Raw genomic sequence first — 19,952 nt, 5'->3', positions numbered from 1 at the left:
ATGGTCTGCGAAACCCTCTCCGTTGCCCAGCGTGCGCCCTTGCGCGCCGTCAAGATCGGGCAGCCTCAGGTACAGGTGCGCCAACAAGGCGACATCCTCTACCTGAACCCTGTGGAACCACTTGCTGCTTACCCGGCACGGCTGATGGAGCGCTTGCTGCATTGGGCCGAACAGCGCGGCGAGCAAACGTTCGTTGCCCGCCGTGGTGCCGATGGCGAGTGGCAGCACATTAGTTACGCCACCATGTTGCAGCGTGTTCGATCCATCGCCACCTGGTTGCTGGATCAAGGCCTGAGCGCCGAACGCCCGCTGGTGATCCTCTCGGGCAACGACCTTGAGCATGTGCAACTGGCCTCGGCCGCACTGTATGCCGGCATCCCGTATTGCCCGGTATCGCCGGCCTATTCACTGCTGTCCCAGGATTTTGGCAAGCTGCGCCATATCGTCCAGACCCTCCAACCGGGCCTGGTCTTCGCGGCCGACGCTGCCTATGGCAGAGCCATCGATGCGGTGTTCGAGCCCTCGGTGTCACTGGTGCTGGGCGAGGGCGAACTGCCAGGCCGGGCGAGCACGCCGTTCGCCGAGGTGTTGGCCACTGCCGCACACCCTTGCGCCGACCAAGCGTTTGCCGCGTTGCGCCCACAAAACCTGGCCAAGTTTCTGTTCACGTCCGGCTCCACCAAGCTGCCCAAGGCTGTGGTCACCACCCAGGGCATGCTCTGCGCCAACCAGCAGATGCTGTTGCAGACCTTTCCGGAATTCGCCGAGGTGCCGCCGGTGCTGGTCGACTGGCTGCCGTGGAACCACACTTTTGGCGGCAGCCATAATGTGGGCATCGTGCTGTACAACGGCGGCACGCTGTATATCGACGATGGCAAGCCGACGCCGCAAGGCTTTGCCCAGACGCTGCGTAACCTCAAAGACATTTCCCCCACGGCGTACCTGACCGTGCCCAAGGGCTGGGAAGAACTGGTCAAGGCGCTGGAGCAGGACAGCAGCCTGTGCGAACGCTTTTTCCAACGCATGAAGCTGTTCTTTTTTGCCGGCGCCGGGTTGTCACAGGCCATCTGGGACCGGCTTGACGCGGTGGCCGTGGCCCATTGCGGTGAACGCATCCGCATGATGGCGGGGCTGGGCATGACCGAGACCTCGCCGTCGTGCACGTTCACCACGGGGCCGCTGTCGGTCGCAGGCTACATTGGCCTGCCGGCCCCGGGCTGCGAGGTCAAGCTGGTGCCGGTGGACGGCAAACTCGAAGCGAGGTTTCGCGGGCCGCATGTGATGCCGGGGTACTGGCGCTCATCCCAGCAAACCGAAGCGGCGTTCGACGAAGAAGGGTTCTACCGCAGCGGTGATGCCGTGCGCCTGTGCGACCCCGACAACCCGCAGCTTGGGCTGATGTTCGACGGGCGTATTGCCGAGGACTTCAAGTTGTCCTCCGGGGTGTTCGTCAGCGTCGGGCCCATGCGCACCCAGGTGATCCTGCAGGGTGCCCCATATGTGCTGGACGTCGTGGTACTGGGCCCTGACCGCGAATGCCTGGGCTTGCTGATCTTCCCGCGGTTGCCGGAGTGCCGGCAGTTGGCCGGGCTTGGCGACCAGGCCAGTGATGCCCAGGTGCTGGCATCGCCTGCCGTGCGGGACTGGCTGTCGAGTCTGCTGGCCAGCCTCAACCGAGGCGCCACGGGTAACGCCAGCTTCATCCAGTTCGCGGGCCTGGCCTACGAAGCGCCGTCCATCGACCGCGGCGAGATCACCGACAAAGGCTCTATCAACCAGCGTGCGGTCCTGCAACTGCGCCAGGGCCTGATCGACAGCCTGTACGCCGGGTCGGGGCCGTTACGTGTAGACGCGCCATGACGGCCCGGGGGCAATTCCGCGCGTTTGCGGCGACCGCGTTGCTCGATGGTATCCGCACGCCGTGGGTCGATCTCAATGGCGCATTCGGGTTGCTCTCGCCGACCGACCTGGGTATCAAGGCCGGCCGCGCAGTGTTGCAGCGCGCCGGGCTGGAGGGGCGTGCTGTCGACAGCGTATTGGCTGGCTCCATGGCCCAGGCTGACTTCGACGCCTACATGCTACCCCGGCATATCGGGCTGTACTGTGGCGTCGACCAGGCAGTACCCGCGCTGATGGTGCAACGCATCTGCGCGACCGGTTTTGAACTGCTGCGCCAGGCGGGTGAGCAAATCCAGGCGGGGGAGGCGGGCACGGTGCTGTGTGTGGCGGCGGAGTCGATGTCACGCAATCCGATCGTGGCCTACACCCACCGTGGCGGTTTTCGCTTGGGCGGCGAAGTCGGCTTCAAGGACTTTCTCTGGGAAGCCCTGTTCGACCCCGCTGTTGGCATCAGCATGATCCAGACCGCTGAGAACATCGCCCGGCACTGTCACATCCCCCGGGCTGCCGTAGACGCCTGGGCGGCCCAGAGCTTCGCGCGGGCCATGGCTGCGCGGGCGCGAGGGTGGTTTGCCGACGAGTGCGTCAGCGTTGGCAATGAAGTGTTCGAAGGGCCCGGCTTGCAGCCACGCGGCATTCGCCTGCCGCGTGGCATTGAAGCCGTCTCCGAAGACAGCCATCCGCGCGCGACCGCGTTCGAGCGTTTGCAGCAACTGCCCCCGATTTACCCGCAGGGGGTGCAAACCGCGGGCAATAGCTGTGCGGTGGTGGATGGCGCAGCGGCGGTGCTGATGTGTTCGGCAGACCAGCTGGCTGGGCGCACGCCTATGGCCTGGTTGCGGGCCAGCAGTGTGGTGGGCGTCGCGCCTGAGGTGATGGGGCTGGGCCCGGTGCCGGCTATCCGTTTGCTGCTGAAGCGTGCAGGCCTGGCGCTGGACGCCATCGCCTGCTTCGAAATCAACGAAGCCCAGGGCGCGCAGATTGTAGCGGTGCAGCAGTCGTTGGGCATCGCGCCGGAACGGCTGAATGCCTGTGGCGGCGCTATCGCCCTTGGCCACCCGCTGGCCGCAACCGGCCTGCGCCTGGTGATCAGCGTTGCGCGGCAATTGCGCGCCAGTGGCCAGCGCTATGGCGTGGTATCGGCCTGCGTCGGCGGTGGCCAGGGCATGGCCCTGCTGTTGGAAAACCCACTGGCCAAGACCTGAAAAGGAGGTTCACGTGTCTACCTATCGCGCTCCGCTGCAAGACATCCGTTTCGTGATCGATCACTGGCTGCAAGCACCTGCGGCCTGGGCTGAATCCGAGCGATTCGCCGGCGTCGACAGCGCGCTGGCTCACCAACTGCTGGAGGAGGGCGCGCGCTTTGCAGAACACCAGTTGCTGCCTTTAAACATGAGTGGCGACCGCGAAGGCTGTAGCTTCCACGCCGGCCAAGTGACCACCCCGAAAGGTTTCCGCCAGGCCTACCAGCGTTACGTGGAAGGCGGCTGGCCCGGTTTGACCTGCGCAGTGGAGCACGGCGGCCAGGGCCTGCCGCTGCTGCTCGGCGCGGCGCTGCACGAAGTGATCTACGCCTGTAACCATGGCTGGGCCATGTACAGCGGCATCGCCCATGGTGCCTACGAGTGCCTGCGCACGTTTGGCTCTGCCGAGCTGCGCCAGGCCTGGCTGGGCAAGATCGTCAGCGGTGAATGCCTGCCCACCATGTGCCTGACCGAACCCCAGGCCGGCAGCGATGTGGGGCTGATACGCACGCAGGCGCGGGTGGATGAAGCAGGGGCTTTTCGGCTGACGGGCAACAAAGTATTCATTTCGGGTGGCGAGCACGACCTCACCGACAATATCGTGCACCTGGTGCTGGCCCGGCTGCCCGATGCGCCTGCAGGCAGCCGTGGTCTGTCGTTGTTCCTGGTTCCCAAGTTAACTGAGCAAAGCCAGTCCAACGGCGTTCATTGCACCGGCATCGAACACAAGATGGGCATTCCCGCCAGCGCTACCTGCAGCCTCAGCTTCGACCAGGCTCAAGGCTGGCTCATCGGCGAGCCCCATTGCGGCCTGGCTGCGTTGTTCGTGATGATGAACAGTGCCCGCACCTACGTGGGGCTGCAGGGCTTGGCCCATGCTGAAAGCGCCGGGCAGCGTGCCTTGGCCTATGCACAGGCGCGTGTGCAAATGCGTGCGGTGGTGCGCCCTGAAGGTGCTCCAGCTGCCGCAGCGGACCCGGTGGCCTTCCACCCGGCCGTGCGGCGGGTGTTATGGCAGTCTCGGGCGCTGACCGAAGGCATGCGCGCCATCGGCTATTGGAGTGCCCACCTGCTCGACCTTGCCGAGCAGTCGCAAGGGGCGGCCCGTCAGACCCTGGAGGCCCGCATCGGCTTGCTCACGCCCGTGGTCAAAGCTTTTTTCACCGAGCAAGGGTTCCAGCTGGCCAGTGACGCGTTGCAGGTGTTTGGCGGTTACGGGTACGTCACCGAATCGGGCATCGAGCAGACCGTGCGCGACAGCCGCGTGGCCATGATTTACGAGGGCACCAACGAGATTCAGGCCAACGACCTGCTCGTGCGCAAGGTGTTGGGCGACCGTGGCGAGGCGCTGGAATCGCTGCTCGACCACGTGCTGGAAGATGCGGGCTTGGCGAGTGACGCCGAAGGCAGGCGTTGGGCGCAGCAGTTGCACGTAGCCAGTGACGGATTGCGCGCTTGGGTGCGTGGGCTTGTGCGGCATGATGACAGGGAATATGCCTACCGGGCAGCGGGTGACTTCCTGCAAGCGTTAGCGATGGTGTTGCTCGGCCATGCCTGGGCCCGGGCGGCACGCTTGGCGTTGATGCAAGTGGAGCAACCGTTCTACCGGCGCAAACGTCAGACGGCGGCGTACTTCTTTGACCACCTGTGGTTGCGTTTTGAGTACCGGTTGCAGTGCCTGCAAATGGCCGAACTACCGCTGCCGTTTGTGGATGACCTGTAAGAGGCTTACGCATTTCAGTGTAGGAGCAGCCTTGTGCTGCGAAGAGGCCCGTGACCAAACCGGGAATCTTCAGGGCTGCCACCGGCCTCTTCGCAGCACAAGGCTGCTCCTACCCAGACCGCGCATGACCGGAGGATGAGGCAGGGGGAGCGGGTTTCTCGGACCTTTATACGGAGTCCAGCTCATAGTCGATTCGCGTCAACCTATCATTTTTACCAGTAGACGATAATCACCATCCGGTGTGTCATTCAAGGGTGTGCGAAGCGCACAGTGGAGTGCATTATCTCTTGAGAAATGGAGGTTAATAGATGCGTGTACATTGTGCAGGGTTGATAATGCTGGCGATGATCGGGCCTGTACAGGCATCGCCTGAGCTGGATAAGTACGGTAAGGAAGTAGAGAAAAAAGTTACATTGCGCTATCAAGCTTATGTGCAGTCCTGTCCGAATAATCGCCCGGCTTACGAATGCTCCGGTCTATTGATAAGAGGTGTGGGCGATCCGCGTGGAAAGCATTTTAACGCGTGGGATCCCCCCCGAAAGGGAGCAACGCACGATACCTCGTTTAGTTACGTGCGCATCGGTATATCCTTTGAACGGTTAGCGTATGCATACACCAATGGTTATATTGTGTCACCGCCAGGTCAAGAACAACCGGATCAATTGCAGTTGCAGCCAACCTGCTTCTATCCCGTTGATGGTGCCTCGGACAAACGCTCAGACAAGGGTTGTGGAGCGTATGAGGACAAGAAGGACAGCAGTGCGCCATGTGTGGTGTCGAGTGACATTGTCACAGGTGCCAAGGCCTGGTTTGAGGCCCATTCACCCATTGATGATAAGGCCTACGACAAGCGGTGCGCGTTCTCCCTTAAGGGGCCAGATGTAACGGAGGCGTTCATGACGGCACTGGCGGTCGTTGAGCGGGCGTCCGAAAAGACCACCGTGCCTAATGACTTCAAGGTGACCTCGTGGACGGCTGAAACAGCCGGCGCGCTTCCCGTTGAAGCTTTTTTCTATAATGACGAAGATAAATTAATTGGGCTTCCCATTGCACAATTTAATCAGTGCCGATTCAAGCACGTGACGGGCCGTGAGGTTCCAATTCTGCGCAGGGTTGTACTTTTGTTAAATCTCGAGCCCTTCGAGCACACGATCGAAAACGTTAACCCACCGCTGGCTGAAGTGTATCCAACGCTAAAAGACATGGCCTTTGAACATGGCACGTTGAGGGCGGCAGTCAAAAGCATTGCGCCTAGGGCTGAAGGTTTAATGGCGTATAATTCCTTTTCTTATTATTCGCAAGATCAAACAGGTGTTCAGCGCTGCAGCGAGGTGCTGAGTGCTGCAGCGGGTTGACGGTGTACTGACGCTGTAAACGTTGTGGAACTGTGCGTAAAAAGTTGAGGTGGTAACTGTTTCTAAGGTGACGAAATCCTTCTTGTGCGAAAGGTGATAGCTGGGTATGTACAATCAATCTGCAGAAAGTAAGCCGCATCTTGTTAATAGTGCAGTAGGTGACGTGCGCTTAGAGTTTGCGAGCCACCATTCACTCACCCTTGGCAGCGATGGGCCACTTAATGGTGGCTCGCCCACTGCGCTGTTTCAAGACGCTGAGCCTAAGGACATGCCTGATTACCTTGCTGCTGGCTACAGTGTCACGCTGGACCTTGCCAAGCGCCAATTCAGTGAAGCCTGCGCCCCCACCTTCATGGGTACGAAGCAAACGGCCACCTCCCTGCACATCTACTCGGCGGCCGGCCAGTTGCTCAGCTTCGACGACATTACGGGGACTACCACAACGTTCACCTACGACACCAACCACCGCGTCGTCAGTTCAGCCAGTTCGGCATGCCAGACAACCAGCACCTACAACGACCAAGGCCAACTCACTCAGGAAAGCATCAAGGATGTCTGCAGCGGCGCCTTGATGACGGTGAGTTACGCCTATGACCCGTCAGGCAATGAAACTACGCGTACCTTCAGTGGCGACGGCTTTCCTACCCTAAGCCTTGAGCGAACGTTGCTCAGCGATGGGCGGCTGAAGCAGTTCGTGCTAAGGGTCGATGACAAGGAGCACCGCAGCGACCATTACACGTACGACAGCGATGAGCGTCTGCATAAATGGTATTGCACGGGCGAGAATGCGCCCGTCAGCAGCAGCAACAAAGCCTATACCGAGCAGGTATTTACGTACGACACCCATGGCAACGTTGTGTCGCGCAGCCACAAGTCGAGCAAGGGGCCAGGTGTTTCTACTTACGGCTATGACCCAGACCGCCCAGGTGCACTGATCTCATCGAACGGTGACCCACAAGTCAACGATCAACGCGGCCGCACCTTGAAACGCAGCAATCGCAAGCTCGGTTATCACGCGAATGGACAGATCAAGTCATACAGCAGCCAGGCAGGGGGAGAGGGCGCGGATTACCAGTTTGCCTATGACACTCAGGGGCGGATCAGGGAAGTGGTGCTAGGTGAGCAGCGGGAGGTGTATCACTACCGGGAAGGGTCTATCTATGCCGTTCAACAATTGGGCGATCACTTTACCGGCAAGGCAGCGAAACGGCGGATGGTGCTGCTTAATAACAGCCCCTCGTGCTTTTTGCAGCAAATTACAGAGGCCACTGGTGACGTGTGGGAGTCAACGACCTGCACGTTCGAACTGCGCGATGCTGCGGGCACCGTGTTCGCCAGCCTCAAGCATGGCCAATCTACCCCCCCGGTCTATTACAGCTACCTGCCCTATGGGTTTCGTGTTCGCGACTTAGCATCCACTACTTGGCTGGGTTTCAAAGGCGAACTGCTTAACCCTTTGAGCTTGTACCACTTGGGCAATGGCGATCGTTTGTACGATGCGCAGCTGCACCGCTATCAGGTGCCTGCGGGCGCAGGTCTGCTTGCTACTCAAAATGGCTCGCCGTACGTGTACTGCAACGGCGACCCGGTGAATAAGCCGAAGCAGGCGCCGACGAGCTAAAGCTGAACATCCACTCCGAGTGATCAAGCGGCAGCGCGGTACAGCAGGCTGCGGCCTCAGCACTAAAGCACAGCTACTGCGTTGCCTGGTCTGGCCTCTTCGCGGGTTAACCCGCTCCCACAAAGTTATTTGGTCTCGAGGCTTACGCATTTCATTGTAGGAGCAGCCTTGTGCTGCGAAGAGGCCCGTGACCAAACCGGGAATCCTCAATGCTGCCACCGGCCTCTTCGCAGCACAAGGCTGCTCCTACCCAGACCGCGCGTGACCGGAAGGTGACGCAGGGGGTGGGCTTGCACTGCGAAGAGGCCGGGTTGTAAAGCTTCGGAGAGAAGAAATCAGATTTAACCCCTTCCTTGTAGGGCATTTCCCAAACATACTCCTGCCGCCTTTTTTCCGTTGCGGCTGTTCAGGCAGCGCTCTAGTCTCGGCGTGTCGCTGAAAACAGCGATCGGCTTTGACAGGCCGCGACGGTATTAAGCATATAGCTCGCTTCAATGGCGGCTGTACGTGCGGGCACGCTTGCGTGCGCCGGAACTTTGCTTAATCCGCCGGTCTGTCAACCCACGTACAGCTGCCACCCTTCTGTTTGACAGCAGGCAGGTGGCTGCGCCATGAAAGGATTAAGTGATGCTAAAAATAGTCCCCGATCCACCCCACAACCACCATTCCCTCGAAGACACCCTCATCCAGGCAGCGGACTACGCCCTGTGCGCGCAATCCGTGGCAAATCAGGCCATTCTCCTACAGCCCAAATCACCCGTGTCGATCTTGATGATGGCGACGATGCATGAGCTGGAGGCACTGCGTGTGCTGCTGGAGTCGGCGTTGATCCAGATGCAGATGCCGGCGCATCAGCCACGGACTCAGCATTGAGCCACAGGTAATGAGTTGCCTGTTCGGGCCTCTTCGCGGGGCAAGCCCGCTCCCACAGGTACACCGCAGGTCTCAAGGCCTGTGTATACCTGTGGGAGCGGGCTTGCCCCGCGAAGAGGCCCGAACAGGCGGTGAAATTTCAGGGAGACCGAACAATGACCACAGGCGCCAACAAAGCCCCAACCACGGTCGGCAAGACCAAGTTCTACCAGGGCGAAAAAAAGACCCAGCCGCTGTTCTGCATCGAGCCCGGCATCCCTTGCCAAGACGCCCGTGAGCAAGCCTCAGAGCTGATGGGCGTTGTGCGAGACCTGACCATCGCAGGGGTAATGGACGACAACCCGCAGCTTATCTGGGCCTCACATTATCTAAGCGCCTTGGCCAAGGCGCTGATGGATGATGCCGAACTGGGGATGACGCGCTAACGGTGGGGTTGCCGAGGCTCGATTCATTGTCCTACCGTTAAGTCGGGGCCGGTAGTGTGGGCAACCCATTACGCCTGTATGGACTTAGGTTTCATTTTAGACAGCGCGATTCTCCTGGTCCTCATTCGGTATTTAAAGGTCTGGACCCTAGACTGAGTACGTTCCCATCATTCAAAAAGTATGCCGCCATGGATTTGTATGGCTTTCCAGCGACGCTAGGTAATGTGTCCGCCAAGAAGGTGCGTTCAGTAGCTCAGCATTGTCATTCGGTCAAATCGTGAGCACTATCATTTTTGCTAGTTGCAATCAATAAGCCGTTTTTGGATTATTGGGGTGGGAGATGTTGCAGGTTGCGGTTAAGGATCGGAGGATCCCTAGCTCAAATACCCAGTGGTACTTCTGAAACACCACACTAGCGAAGGCGCTTGCTTACGATTTTTGTTAACTAGAATGCTATGCCGGTTGGACAGGTAGCATCTGGCGCTTTTGTATGACTCACCAAACAAAGTGGAGTTATTAACATGGCGTGGAAAGACAGTCAAATTGGTGCGGCTCGAAAAGGTTGGAATCTGGTTTTGTCTGTGCACAGGCAAAATGTCGATGATATAACTGATATTATTAAGGAGATGAAGTCGGGGAGTTTTTTGAATTTGTCTTTTATAGCTGCCATTGATGATGGTGGATATGCATCAAGCGCTGAGTTTGGGCTAAGGCCTACTAAAGATCTTAATGCATTGACTACTGAGGAATTCAATCGGTTTTGCGATGCCATCCCTAGCGGGATAAATGTCACACTCTCTCTGCCGTCATAGAGAAAGGGGATGTTGTAAGTCATGTGTCATACCCACAATGAAAGAGGTATGACACATAACCCTAGTTCCGATCACTACCAATATTGCTTCGGGATGAAGGTTCATGTTGGCGTTGATGCGGAGTCCGGTCTGGTTCATTACGTCCATGGCACCGCCGCCAGTGTGGCCGATTTTTTCGACAAATAGCGCTGTGTGACGGGGGAACTACGACTTGCCGCCGCTGCGCGGCAAGTTGATCGAAGGATCCTTAGGTGCTCAATAGACCTTGCGCAGCAGGGCAAGCAACTGCCGCCGCTCGTCATCATCCAAATTGGCCGTAGCGGCACGGTCACTCTCTTCAGCTACCCCATACAGCGTTTTCAGCAGCTTCTCACCCGCTTTGCTCAGGTACAGGCCATAAGAGCGCTTGTCTGCCTTGCTGCGCACGCGCAGGGCCAGGCCCGCTTCTTCAAGCTTGTTGAGCAGCGGCACCACTTGGGGCGGCTCAATGTTCAACGCCTTGGCCAGCTCGGCCTGCGTAGGGCCTGGGTTTTGCGCGATGATGGCCAACGCAGAAAACTGTGCAGGCCGCAGGTCGTAGGGCGTCAGGCACTCGACAAGGTGCTGAAACACCTTCATCTGCACGCGGCGCAAGGCGTAGCCAACCAGATCATTCAGGTCGGTCGGCGCAGTGGCCTCGCTGCTGTCGGCGCCCGGTTGCAGTGCAGGGGATGTGTTCATGCGATCTCGTGTGTCAGCGACGGTAAGGGTAAAAAAATGATTAAGAAGTATAACCGATGCTGACCCGATGCAAACAGCGCAGGGCAGGTGGCAGCCGCAACCGGCTGCCACCCCGCAGGCTCACTCCATGGCCTCCGCTACGCCTTGGTCTTCACCCAAGAAGCCGCCACTCTGGTGCTGCCAAAGCCGTGCATAGGTGCCGTTGCGGGCCAGCAGTTCGGCATGGGTGCCTTGTTCGATGATGCGCCCTTCATCCATGACGATCAGGCGGTCCATGGCAGCGATTGTCGACAGCCGATGGGCGATGGCGATGACGGTCTTGCCGTGCATCATCTCATTGAGGCTTTCTTGGATGGCGACTTCGACCTCGGAGTCCAGCGCGCTGGTCGCCTCGTCGAGCAGCAGGATCGGGGCGTTCTTGAGCATCACCCGGGCGATGGCAATGCGCTGACGTTGGCCACCGGACAGCTTGATGCCGCGCTCACCCACCAGCGTGTCGTAGCCGCTGTGGCCTTGGCGGTCGCTCAGCTGGTTGATGAACCCGTCAGCCTGGGCGTTGGCGGCGGCCTCGCGGATTTGCGCGTCGCTCGCGTCGGGGCGGCCGTAGGCGATGTTGTCGCGAATCGAGCGGTGCAGCAGCGAGGTGTCCTGCGTGACCATGCCGATGGCGCTGCGCAGGCTGTCCTGGGTCACCTGGGCAATGTTTTGCCCATCAATGCGAATGGCGCCGTGGTCAACGTCGTAAAAGCGCAGCAGCAGGTTGATCAGCGTCGACTTGCCCGCACCGGACCGCCCCACCAGGCCGACTTTCTCACCGGCGCGAATGTTCAGGCTCAGGCCATCGAGCACCTGCCGCTCACCGTTGTAGTTGAAGCTGACTTTGTCGAAGCTCACCGCGCCGCCCGACGTCACCAACACCCCGGCATTCGGCGCATCTTGCACCTTGGGGCCGCGGGTCAAGGTGGCCATGCCGTCCTGCACGGTGCCGATGTTCTCGAACAGTGAGGTCATCTGCCACATGATCCAGTGCGACATGCCGTTGATGCGCAAGGCCATGGCGGTAATCGCCGCCACCGCACCGGTGCCGACTTCGCCTTGGTGCCACAACCACAGGGCATAGCCGCCAGCGCCGATGATCAACCCGACCACCAAGGCCTGATTGACGATTTCGAACTGGCTGACCAGGCGCATCTGGCGAAAGCCGGTCTGTTTGAAATCCTCCATCGCCGCCCGCGCAAAGTGCGCTTCGCGTTTGGAATGCGAAAACAGCTTCACGGTGGTGATGTTGGTGTAGGCGTCCGAGATGCGCCCGGTCATCGATGAGCGCGCATGGGCCTGTTCCTGGCCGACTTTGCCCAGGCGCGGCACGAAGTACAGCAAGGCCAGCCCAAACAGCGCGACCCAGGCAATGAACGGCAGCATCAGCTTCAAGGCAAAACCGCCCGCTAGGGCGATAATGGCGATGAAGTACACGCCGATGCCGGGGGCGATTTCGATCAGGGTGAACAGCACTTCGCGCACGGCCAGTGCGGTCTGCATCACCTTGGTGGTGACACGGCCGGAAAACTCGTCAGAAAAGAAAGAAAGGCTTTGCCGCAGCATCAGCCGATGGAAGTCCCAGCGCAGCCGCAGCGGCAAATTGATCGCCAGTACCTGGTGCTGCACCATCGTGCGCAGCGCCACCAGCCCAATGCTGGTCAGCAGTACGATGCCAATGCCCCACAGCACGCGGCTTTCCTGAGCCGCTTCAGCGCCGCCCGTTTGCCAGGTCGAGAGCAAATCGACAACCTGGCCGAGAAAGGAAAACAGCCAGGCTTCGTAGATCGATACACCGGCGCTGAGCAGCGCCAGCGCCAGTACGTAACCACGCGCGCCGCGCGTGCAGGCCCACAGAAAACGCAGCAGGCCGACCGGTGGCGGCGGGGCCTCGTCGGGTGGGAAGGGGTCTAGCCGTCGTTCAAACACACGGAGCATGGTGGCCTCCTAAAAGGTCCAGTTGTACCCCGTGCGGGCGTCAGGCGCCAGACCGACATGCAAACCTTACCCCTAGGGAACCCTAGGCCAGCCTCCACCGTCGAAGCTGGCCGAGGGTGTTCATGCTTCATGCTTGCGCCGCACTCATCCCGCCTGCAGTCAGGGCATTCTTTCTAACGGCCCGGTACAGCAGGCTGGACACCATGAACCCTGCAACGGCCAGGATACTCATCAAGGTGAAGACCCAGTTGTACCCCTGCTGGCCGGGGAAGTGGTCGAGGATCGCACCGTAGATGACGTAGGCAAACATGCCCGGCGCGTAACCGATCAGGCAGCCGATACCGAAGGCGGAACCGGTGATGTGCTGGGGAATACCGACTTCGCCCATCGGCGCCCAGAACACGCCGCGCATGGAGAACACGATCAGCGCAAAGGACAGGGTGGCGGCCATGCCGGCATAGATGAAGGTCGGGCTTTTCGGAATCAACATGATCACCGCCATCAGCGGCAACAGTGCCAGAAAGGCCCACTTCAGGTAGCGGCTGGTGCTCTTGAACTGCTTGTCGGCAATGAACCCACCGGCAGGCCCGCCCAGAATCTTCAGGAAATACTGGTTGATGATGCCGTAGGCACCCACCAGCGCCACCGGCAAGCCGTACATCTCCTTGAGGTAGGGGATGAAGTAGGTCAGGCCGCAATAGACGATGTAGACCATGAACACGTTCAGGCTGACCAGCCAGATACCCGGCACCTTGATCGCCTCCATCAGGTTAGCCAGGCCATTTTTCGGCTTGGCCAGCGACGGCGCGCTGTCGCCCTTGAGCAGGAACCAGGTGAGGGTGCCGGCCAGCAGGTCGATGACCGAGTAGAACAGGATCGCTGACTTCAAGCCGCTTTCGCCCGAGCCCATCGCCACGAACACCCCCAGCGCGGCAAACGCGACCAGCGTATCGACCACGCCACGCCCGCCTTCGAGCAGGCCGAACAGGCGCCCTTGTTCCTGGTCGTTACCCAGGTTGCGGATGGCCTTGAGCAGCGATGGCCAGAACAGGCAGTCAGCACACACGGCCAGCAGGCTGAACACGATCAGCAAGCTGCTGAACGGCGGGAAGGTGGCCAGGTACACACCCAGGCAGCCGGTGCCGATCAGGCCCAGGGGGATGAGCCTGCGCGTCTCGAAGCGGTCGGCGAGCATGCCGCCGACCACGAACAGTGCGGTGGCGATGATCGCGTTGGCGCTAAGTAGCAGGCCGATTTCAGTGTGGCTCAGGCCCATGAATTCCTGCATGGGGACGTAGAAGGCATCCTTGAGGTTCGCCAGCTTGTAGACGGTACCGCCGCCAAGGACCAGGATCAGGAATCGGAGCCATTTGGCTTTGTTCTGGGCTGTCATTGTTGTTCTCCGCAGGGAGTCGGGTCGCCAGGTTCAAGCGTTGGCCAAGGTCAGCTTGGCCAGGGTGCGAAACTCGTTCAGCAGGCCGCGCACGTAGGCCACCTGGTTGTTCGCCCAACGGTGTTCGTCAGCCAGCATGCGCTCCAGGGTGAAGCCGGCCGGCAGGGGGGTGTCGCTCATTTCCCGATACGCGATGAAGGGGTCGGCCGCTTCCTGCTGTTGGCGGAAGGCCGGAGCCACGTAGTGGTTTTCCTGCTCGAGGATGAAGGCGATCACCTGCGGGGCGGTGTCGCCCAGCATCAGCAGCTCGAACAGCATGCGGGCACTGGGCAGGTCGTCATCGGCGCTGCCTTGCAGCACGCCGTAATGGCCGAAGCCGTTGTGTTCGGCCACGATGCGCACACCCTTGAGGTGGCTTTGGCGGATGTGTGGCGCCAGGTTGCGCAGGGCCTGCAGGGGTTGTTCGCAGGCATTGATCATGTTGCCAAAGTCGAACAGGGCATGCAGGCGAGGGTGGTCGAGGCGCTTGAGCAACTGGGCGATCTCGTCGCTCTTGAGCTCTTCGTGTTGCTCGAAGTCAAAGTACAGGTTGTGGGCGTCGGCCTGTTGCGCCAGGTAGTGCAGGTCGCTCTCGATGATGTCCATGACCCGCGACAGTGGGCCCTCGTAACGCGAGTAGACGCGGATGTTGCACACCCCCAGGGCCTTGGCGATGGCGATCACCTGGTCGACGTCTTTTTTCAGCGTGCTGCTGATTTTCACATGCACGTCCAGCCCCAGCGCCTTGGCCTTGTCGGCAAATGCCTGAAGCTGGGCGGGTGTCATCTGGCTCAGGCTGTTCTGCTCGCCGTAGAGCACGTGCAGGCTCAGGCCTTGCAACTCATGGCGATAGGCGAAGTCGAGCAGGTCGGCGGGGGTGACCCGGCCGTGGGTGAGGTTGGTCAGCAGCGGGTAGGCATGGGCAAAAAGGCGCAGTTGCCCGAGGCGTTCGAGCAAGCGCTGGGCCAGTGCCTGGGTCAGCACGGGGGCTGGCGCCTGTTCCACCACGTTGTGGCTCAGCAAGGCGTTGAAACGTTCCTGGATCTTATTGTTCATTAGCGTCGTTCCTGGTTCAGACGCCGGGGTCTACCGGCGCAACCTTTATCGCGCCAGTGAGGAACGTTCGATAGATCCATTATCCGCCAATCGATAGGACCACTTGCCTGGCCTCAGGTGTTTGCGGGCAGGTACCCCAGTGTGCGCAAGGCCTGGGCCAGTGCCTGGACGCGTGCCGCGGCCTGGTTTTCCGGCGTGCCGGCAAAGCCGATCAGCAGCGCAGGCGGTTGCGCATGCTGGATGCTGTAGTCGCTCAAGGGGTAGGTGTGGATGCCGTGCTCAGCCAGTTGCCGGGCGACGTCGGCATCGTTGAGCTCAGGAGGCAGCCAGGCGATCAGGTGCATGCCCGCATCGGCCGGGGTGAGGGTGAAGAAGCCGCCCATGTGCTGTTCGAGCTGTGCGATCAAGGCCTGCTGGCGTGCCTTGTACAACGCGCGCATGCGGCGGATGTGGCCAATGAAATGGCCTTGCGCCATGAAATTAGCGGTGGTGGCCTGCAGCAGCGTGGGCGGGCTGCGGTCCATGACCGCACGCAGGGTGCAGAAGGGTTCGACCAGCGCTGGCGGCAGGATCACGTAGCCCAGCCGGAGTGACGGAAACAGCACTTTGCTGAAGGTGCCGACATAGATCACCCGGGCCATCTGGTCCAGGGCATACAGGGCGGGCAGCAGACGGCCACTGTAGCGGAACTCGCTGTCGCAATCGTCTTCGATGATCCAGCTTTGTTGTTGCGCGGCCCAGTCGATCAAGGCCTGGCGCCGCGCGTAACTCAAGGTGACGCCCAGCGGGTGCTGGCGCGAGGGGTGCAGAACACCAACCGGGCCTCAGGGCATTCGCGCAGGCCTTGCTCCACGTCGATCCCGTGTTCATCGACACGCAACGCGGTCACCCGCGCCCCTTGCGCCTGCAAGGCAATGCGCGCGGCGATATGCCCCGGGTCTTCCATCCATACACTGTCCTGGGGGTTGAGCAGCAACATGCCCAGCAAGTTGAACGCTTGCTGGGCGCCAGACACGATCACCACCTGCCCGGCATCGCAGTCGATGCCACGGGCATCGAACACATACTCGGCAATGGCGCTGCGCAAGGCCTGCAAACCTTGCAGCTCGCCGTAGCCCAGCATCGCCTTGGTGGGCTTCAGCAGGTGCTGGTTCATCAGCCGCCGCCATATCGCCTGGGGGAAGGCTTCGTAGGTGCTGTGGCTGGGCAGGAACGAGGTCGGGGTGGCCGGGTCCCAGTCGGTGTAGGAGACGCCGCGAAAATGATCGCTGCGCAGCGACAGCATCGACTGGCTCAGGTCGGACAGGCGCGGCGGCGGCTGGGGCTGCTCGGGCTCGCTGCCGCGGCTTTCCCATTCCGTGCCGACATAGGTGCCGGCGCCGGTGCGCGAGGCCAGGAAGCCTTCGGCAATCAATTGATCGAACGCATTGAGAATGGTGATCCGCGACAACCCCAACTCGTTGCTCAAGGTGCGGGTCGAGGGCAGGCGCACGCCACCCTGGATCCTGCCATTGAGTATCTGCTTGCGAATCTGCAGGTACAGCTGGCGGTACAGGGGGATGGCACTGGCACGGTCCAGCTCGATGGCCGACAGCAGCAAACCTGCGGCGGTTTTCATGACATGCTCGTCTGCGCAAAAAGGATTGGGCCCAAAACCGTCAGGCCACCAGAGGCCAAGGGTATCGGGCGCCTCGCGATAAGTCATCCGTAGGATGCGCGCAAACGCCGCCACAGGGTGCTGCGGCTGACACCCAGGCAACGCGCAGCCTGGTCCATGTTGCCGTCGCAGCTGTCCAGCATGCGCCGGGCGTGCGCCGCCTCGGCGGCCTTGCCCAGGCTGCGCAGGTTCTCGCTAGCGGGTAGCGGCTGTGCGGCGGCCTGCACATGCTCGAAAAATTCAGGGAAGAGCGTGGCCAGGCCGATGCCATCGGCACCCACCAAGGCTTGGGCGCACAGCGCGGCGCGCTCGGCGATGTTGTCGAGCTCGCGGATGTTCCCTGGCCAGCGGTGGCGCAGCAGCAGGGGCAGCAGGGGTTGCAACTGCGGTGTGACGAGCGGTGTTGCACCGTGCCGTGCGAGCAGCGCCTCGAACAGGGGCAGGATGTCTTGGAGCCGATCGCGCAGGGGCGGCACGGCAAGGCGCAGGATGTTCAGGCGGTAGAACAGGTCGGCGCGAAACTGCCCGTTGGCGATGCGCGCTGGCAAGTCGCAATGGGTGGCGGCAATTACGCGGATGTCCACCGGTGTTGGCGCGCAGCCACCCAGGCGCAGCACCTCGCGCTCCTGCAACACACGCAGTAAACGGGTTTGCAGCGGCGCGGGCATGTCGCCGACTTCGTCGAGGAACAATGTGCCACCGTGCGCCAGCTCGATCAGGCCGGGTTTGCCCCCTTTGCGCGAGCCGGTGAACGCGCCGTCTTCAAAGCCAAACAGCTCGCTCTCGAGCAGCGGCTCCGGCAGGGCCGCGCAGTTGATCGCCACGAACGGCCCCTGCTGGCGGGCGCTGGCGTGGTGCAGGCTTTGTGCGAGCAACTCCTTGCCCGTGCCGCTTTCGCCGGTGATCAGTACCGTCGCGTCGGTCGCGGCGTAGCGCTGCGCCAGCTGCACGGTCGCGCGGAACGCCGGGGCATCACCCAGCAACTGATCGAAACGATAGCGCGTCGTGAACGGCTGCGCGGCAGGCGGCTTGCGGCTGCGCCGGGGCTGAATGCGCAGGTTGTCGAACGCATGGCACAGGCTGTCGCTGTCCAGGGCCAGCACGCCCTGAGCACCGGCCGCGTCGGCCAGCTGGCACACCGTCGGCGACCCGATGATGACCTGGACGCCGTCCGCGACCAGCTGCGCGACCTGCGCCCGGGCCTGTTCCAGGCGGGTATAGGTGTGCTCGTGGACCTTGAGGTTGAGCAACGCTTGCATCGCCGCCAGCCCGGGGTGGGGCTGGCCAAAGCTGAGCACGCCGACGCGCCGGGTGCGCGTGTGGGCCAGGGCGAGGGCGCGGATCAGGTCGTGCTCGCCCAGGTGCAGGGCCTGCACCGAGGTCGACAGGTGCTGGCGCAAGTAGTCGGCGGCGGCCCCGGAACACAGGATGACGTCGGCCTGCTGGCGCCTCTCCAGCTCGCGCGCCAGCGGCAGCAGCTTGCCGAGGGTGGTTTCAATCACCTCGACATGGGCCTGCTGCCGGTAGTCGGCGCTGACCTGCTCGATCAGCCGGGCCATGGGGCTGGGTGCTCCAGGGCAGCGCAAGTGGGTGACCAGCGCGACCACGCGGGGCCGGTAAGCGGCGGTGGGCATGCAGGCTCCTTGTTACAACGGGTTGACCAAGTGCCCGCCATCCACGGCGAGGACGCTGCCGGTCATGAACGCCCCGGCGTCACTGGCCAGCAATAGCAGTGGGCCGTCGAGCTCGCTCAATTGGCCCAGGCGGCGCATCGGCACGTGGTCCTTGATGTATCCCTGGCCGGCCTCGCTGTCGAAGTAGGCCTCGTTCATCTCGGTCTTGAAGTAACCGGGGGCGATGGCATTGACGCGGATCCGGTAGCGGGCCAGCTCCAGCGCCATGGCCTTGGTCAACTGCACCACACCGGCCTTGGCCGTGCAGTAGTGGCTCAGCCCGGCCCCTACGCGCAGGCCCAGGATCGAGGCGATGTTGACGATGCTCCCGGCGCGGCCGGCCTTGACCAGGCGCTGGCCAGCGCATTGGGCGACATGAAACACGCCATCGAGGTTGGTCGAGAGCATGCGCTGCCAGTCCTGCCCGCTCAGTTCGAGAAAGCGCCCAGGGTCGCCGATGCCGGCGTTGTTGATGACCACATCGACCACACCGAAGCGGGCCTCGGCCTTGTCGAAGGCCTGTTCGACACTGTCGCGTTGAGTGACGTCGAGCGCCACGGCCAACGCTTCGCCGCCGTGGGTTTCAAGTTGCTCGACCAGCGCCTGCAAGCGCTCGACCCGCCGCGCCGCCAGCACCACACGGGCGCCAGCGGCCTGGGCCAAGCGTGCGAAGTGGGCACCCAGGCCGCTGGAAGCGCCGGTTACCAAAACGGTCTTGCCGGCCAGGGAAAAAGGGGTTGCTAGCATGGAGCGTTCCTCATCTTTCAGTGAGTGGGCAGGGGTGAGAGCCCTTGCGGTCCGGTTGTGTTCACAGCACTTCAAACAGGCCCGCCGCCCCCATGCCACCGCCCACGCACATGGTCACCACCACATAGCGCACCCGGCGCCGTTTACCTTCGAGCAGCGCATGCCCAACCATTCGCGCGCCGCTCATGCCATAGGGGTGGCCAATGGCGATGGCGCCGCCGTTGACGTTCAGGCGCTCAGGGTCGATGCCCAGGGTGTCGCGGCAATACAACACCTGGCAGGCGAACGCTTCGTTCAGCTCCCACAGGCCGATATCGTCGACGTTCAGCCCATGCTGCCTGAGCAGGCGCGGCACCGCGTACACCGGGCCGATGCCCATCTCTTCCGGCGCCAGGCCGGCCACGGCGATGCCCCGGTACAGGCCCAGCGGCCTGAGGTTGCGCTGCTCGGCCAGGCGCGCGTTCATCAACACGCAAGCACTGGCGCCGTCGGACAGCCCGGGCGATCTACCGGATCGGCGAGCAGTACGCATCCGTCGAGGAAACCTTGCTGGCCAACGGCATGGCGCCGAACCGCCGGCCGGGCCAGAAGGGCGTGCCACAGCGCGCCTAAGGCACTGGCCTCACTCCCTGTAATCGATGGACTCGCCCCCGCCGAGGCATCACAGTGCCACGGTGGCGTTCAAAGAAGCCAACGGCAGCGAGGGCGAGACCATGAAGAAGCATAGTTCGAAGCACGATC

General features: G+C 61.7%; 14 protein-coding genes and 4 pseudogenes. 10 read left to right on the top strand and 8 right to left on the bottom strand.

Annotated features, from left to right (window positions below; all coding sequences use genetic code 11):
- The 9 genes and pseudogenes from HU750_RS22315 to HU750_RS27350 form a co-directional block, all read left to right on the top strand.
- Entirely contained in the window at positions 1-1,860 is a 1,860-nt protein-coding gene (locus HU750_RS22315) for a feruloyl-CoA synthase (protein ID WP_186682414.1), read from the top strand.
- Entirely contained in the window at positions 1,857-3,104 is a 1,248-nt protein-coding gene (locus tag HU750_RS22310; protein WP_186682412.1) for a thiolase family protein, read from the top strand. The genes HU750_RS22315 and HU750_RS22310 overlap by 4 nt, the downstream gene beginning before the upstream one ends.
- Before the next feature lie 13 nt (positions 3,105-3,117).
- Complete coding sequence (locus HU750_RS22305) at positions 3,118-4,866, top strand: acyl-CoA dehydrogenase family protein (RefSeq protein WP_186682410.1); 1,749 nt, start codon at positions 3,118-3,120, stop codon at positions 4,864-4,866.
- 335 nt (positions 4,867-5,201) lie between these two features.
- A complete protein-coding gene (locus tag HU750_RS22300) occupies positions 5,202-6,221 on the top strand; it encodes a hypothetical protein (RefSeq protein ID WP_186682408.1) in 1,020 nt (339 codons plus the stop codon).
- Between the two features lie 106 nt (positions 6,222-6,327).
- A complete protein-coding gene (locus HU750_RS22295) occupies positions 6,328-7,842 on the top strand; it encodes an RHS repeat domain-containing protein (RefSeq protein ID WP_186682406.1) in 1,515 nt (504 codons plus the stop codon).
- 627 nt (positions 7,843-8,469) lie between these two features.
- Complete coding sequence (locus tag HU750_RS22290; RefSeq protein WP_186682403.1) at positions 8,470-8,715, top strand: hypothetical protein; 246 nt, start codon at positions 8,470-8,472, stop codon at positions 8,713-8,715.
- A 155-nt stretch (positions 8,716-8,870) separates the two neighbouring features.
- Entirely contained in the window at positions 8,871-9,140 is a 270-nt protein-coding gene (locus tag HU750_RS22285) for a DUF3077 domain-containing protein (RefSeq protein WP_186682401.1), read from the top strand.
- 521 nt (positions 9,141-9,661) lie between these two features.
- Positions 9,662-9,952 (top strand): hypothetical protein, encoded by a 291-nt coding sequence (locus HU750_RS22280; protein WP_186682399.1) that lies wholly within the window; start codon positions 9,662-9,664, stop codon positions 9,950-9,952.
- A gap of 21 nt (positions 9,953-9,973) precedes the next feature.
- A pseudogene (locus HU750_RS27350) lies at positions 9,974-10,123 on the top strand (transposase); the annotation flags it as partial.
- An 84-nt stretch (positions 10,124-10,207) separates the two neighbouring features.
- Here HU750_RS27350 and HU750_RS22270 read toward each other — a convergent pair.
- The 8 genes and pseudogenes from HU750_RS22270 to HU750_RS22235 form a co-directional block, all read right to left on the bottom strand.
- Entirely contained in the window at positions 10,208-10,672 is a 465-nt protein-coding gene (locus HU750_RS22270) for a MarR family winged helix-turn-helix transcriptional regulator (protein ID WP_050580787.1), read from the bottom strand.
- Positions 10,673-10,792: 120 nt separating this feature from the next.
- Complete coding sequence (locus tag HU750_RS22265; protein WP_186682397.1) at positions 10,793-12,646, bottom strand: ABC transporter ATP-binding protein; 1,854 nt, start codon at positions 12,644-12,646, stop codon at positions 10,793-10,795.
- Between the two features lie 127 nt (positions 12,647-12,773).
- Complete coding sequence (locus HU750_RS22260) at positions 12,774-14,039, bottom strand: MFS transporter (protein ID WP_186682395.1); 1,266 nt, start codon at positions 14,037-14,039, stop codon at positions 12,774-12,776.
- 33 nt (positions 14,040-14,072) lie between these two features.
- A complete protein-coding gene (locus HU750_RS22255; protein WP_186682393.1) occupies positions 14,073-15,134 on the bottom strand; it encodes a TIM barrel protein in 1,062 nt (353 codons plus the stop codon).
- Positions 15,135-15,247: 113 nt separating this feature from the next.
- Positions 15,248-16,752, bottom strand: a pseudogene (gene pdxR, locus HU750_RS22250) (MocR-like pyridoxine biosynthesis transcription factor PdxR).
- Between the two features lie 83 nt (positions 16,753-16,835).
- On the bottom strand, positions 16,836-18,425 hold the full coding sequence (locus HU750_RS22245) for a sigma 54-interacting transcriptional regulator (protein WP_186682391.1): 1,590 nt from the start codon (positions 18,423-18,425) through the stop codon (positions 16,836-16,838).
- Between the two features lie 12 nt (positions 18,426-18,437).
- On the bottom strand, positions 18,438-19,211 hold the full coding sequence (locus HU750_RS22240) for an SDR family NAD(P)-dependent oxidoreductase (RefSeq protein ID WP_186682389.1): 774 nt from the start codon (positions 19,209-19,211) through the stop codon (positions 18,438-18,440).
- A 61-nt stretch (positions 19,212-19,272) separates the two neighbouring features.
- Positions 19,273-19,713, bottom strand: a pseudogene (locus tag HU750_RS22235) (thiolase family protein); the annotation flags it as partial.
- Between HU750_RS22235 and HU750_RS22230 the strand changes: the two are divergent.
- Positions 19,701-19,823 (top strand): annotated as a pseudogene (locus HU750_RS22230) (3-keto-5-aminohexanoate cleavage protein); the annotation flags it as partial. The pseudogenes HU750_RS22235 and HU750_RS22230 overlap by 13 nt on opposite strands.
- Positions 19,824-19,952: the final 129 nt, after the last annotated feature.

This window comes from Pseudomonas sp. SWRI50 (genome assembly GCF_014269095.1).
Classification (GTDB): domain Bacteria; phylum Pseudomonadota; class Gammaproteobacteria; order Pseudomonadales; family Pseudomonadaceae; genus Aquipseudomonas; species Aquipseudomonas kermanshahensis.
This window is presented reverse-complemented; position numbering and strand designations above follow the sequence as displayed.

What these genes read in the sequence shown, in the direction of transcription:
- HU750_RS22260 (WP_186682395.1), bottom strand. Translation starts at nt 14,039, where the DNA reads ATGACAGCCCAGAACAAAGCCAAATGGCTCCGATTCCTGATCCTGGTC.
- HU750_RS22310 (WP_186682412.1), top strand. Translation starts at nt 1,857, where the DNA reads ATGACGGCCCGGGGGCAATTCCGCGCGTTTGCGGCGACCGCGTTGCTC.
- HU750_RS22270 (WP_050580787.1), bottom strand. Translation starts at nt 10,672, where the DNA reads ATGAACACATCCCCTGCACTGCAACCGGGCGCCGACAGCAGCGAGGCC.
- HU750_RS22295 (WP_186682406.1), top strand. Translation starts at nt 6,328, where the DNA reads ATGTACAATCAATCTGCAGAAAGTAAGCCGCATCTTGTTAATAGTGCA.
- HU750_RS22245 (WP_186682391.1), bottom strand. Translation starts at nt 18,425, where the DNA reads ATGCCCACCGCCGCTTACCGGCCCCGCGTGGTCGCGCTGGTCACCCAC.
- HU750_RS22280 (WP_186682399.1), top strand. Translation starts at nt 9,662, where the DNA reads ATGGCGTGGAAAGACAGTCAAATTGGTGCGGCTCGAAAAGGTTGGAAT.
- HU750_RS22240 (WP_186682389.1), bottom strand. Translation starts at nt 19,211, where the DNA reads ATGCTAGCAACCCCTTTTTCCCTGGCCGGCAAGACCGTTTTGGTAACC.
- HU750_RS22265 (WP_186682397.1), bottom strand. Translation starts at nt 12,646, where the DNA reads ATGCTCCGTGTGTTTGAACGACGGCTAGACCCCTTCCCACCCGACGAG.
- HU750_RS22300 (WP_186682408.1), top strand. Translation starts at nt 5,202, where the DNA reads ATGCTGGCGATGATCGGGCCTGTACAGGCATCGCCTGAGCTGGATAAG.
- HU750_RS22290 (WP_186682403.1), top strand. Translation starts at nt 8,470, where the DNA reads ATGCTAAAAATAGTCCCCGATCCACCCCACAACCACCATTCCCTCGAA.
- HU750_RS22315 (WP_186682414.1), top strand. Translation starts at nt 1, where the DNA reads ATGGTCTGCGAAACCCTCTCCGTTGCCCAGCGTGCGCCCTTGCGCGCC.
- HU750_RS22285 (WP_186682401.1), top strand. Translation starts at nt 8,871, where the DNA reads ATGACCACAGGCGCCAACAAAGCCCCAACCACGGTCGGCAAGACCAAG.
- HU750_RS22255 (WP_186682393.1), bottom strand. Translation starts at nt 15,134, where the DNA reads ATGAACAATAAGATCCAGGAACGTTTCAACGCCTTGCTGAGCCACAAC.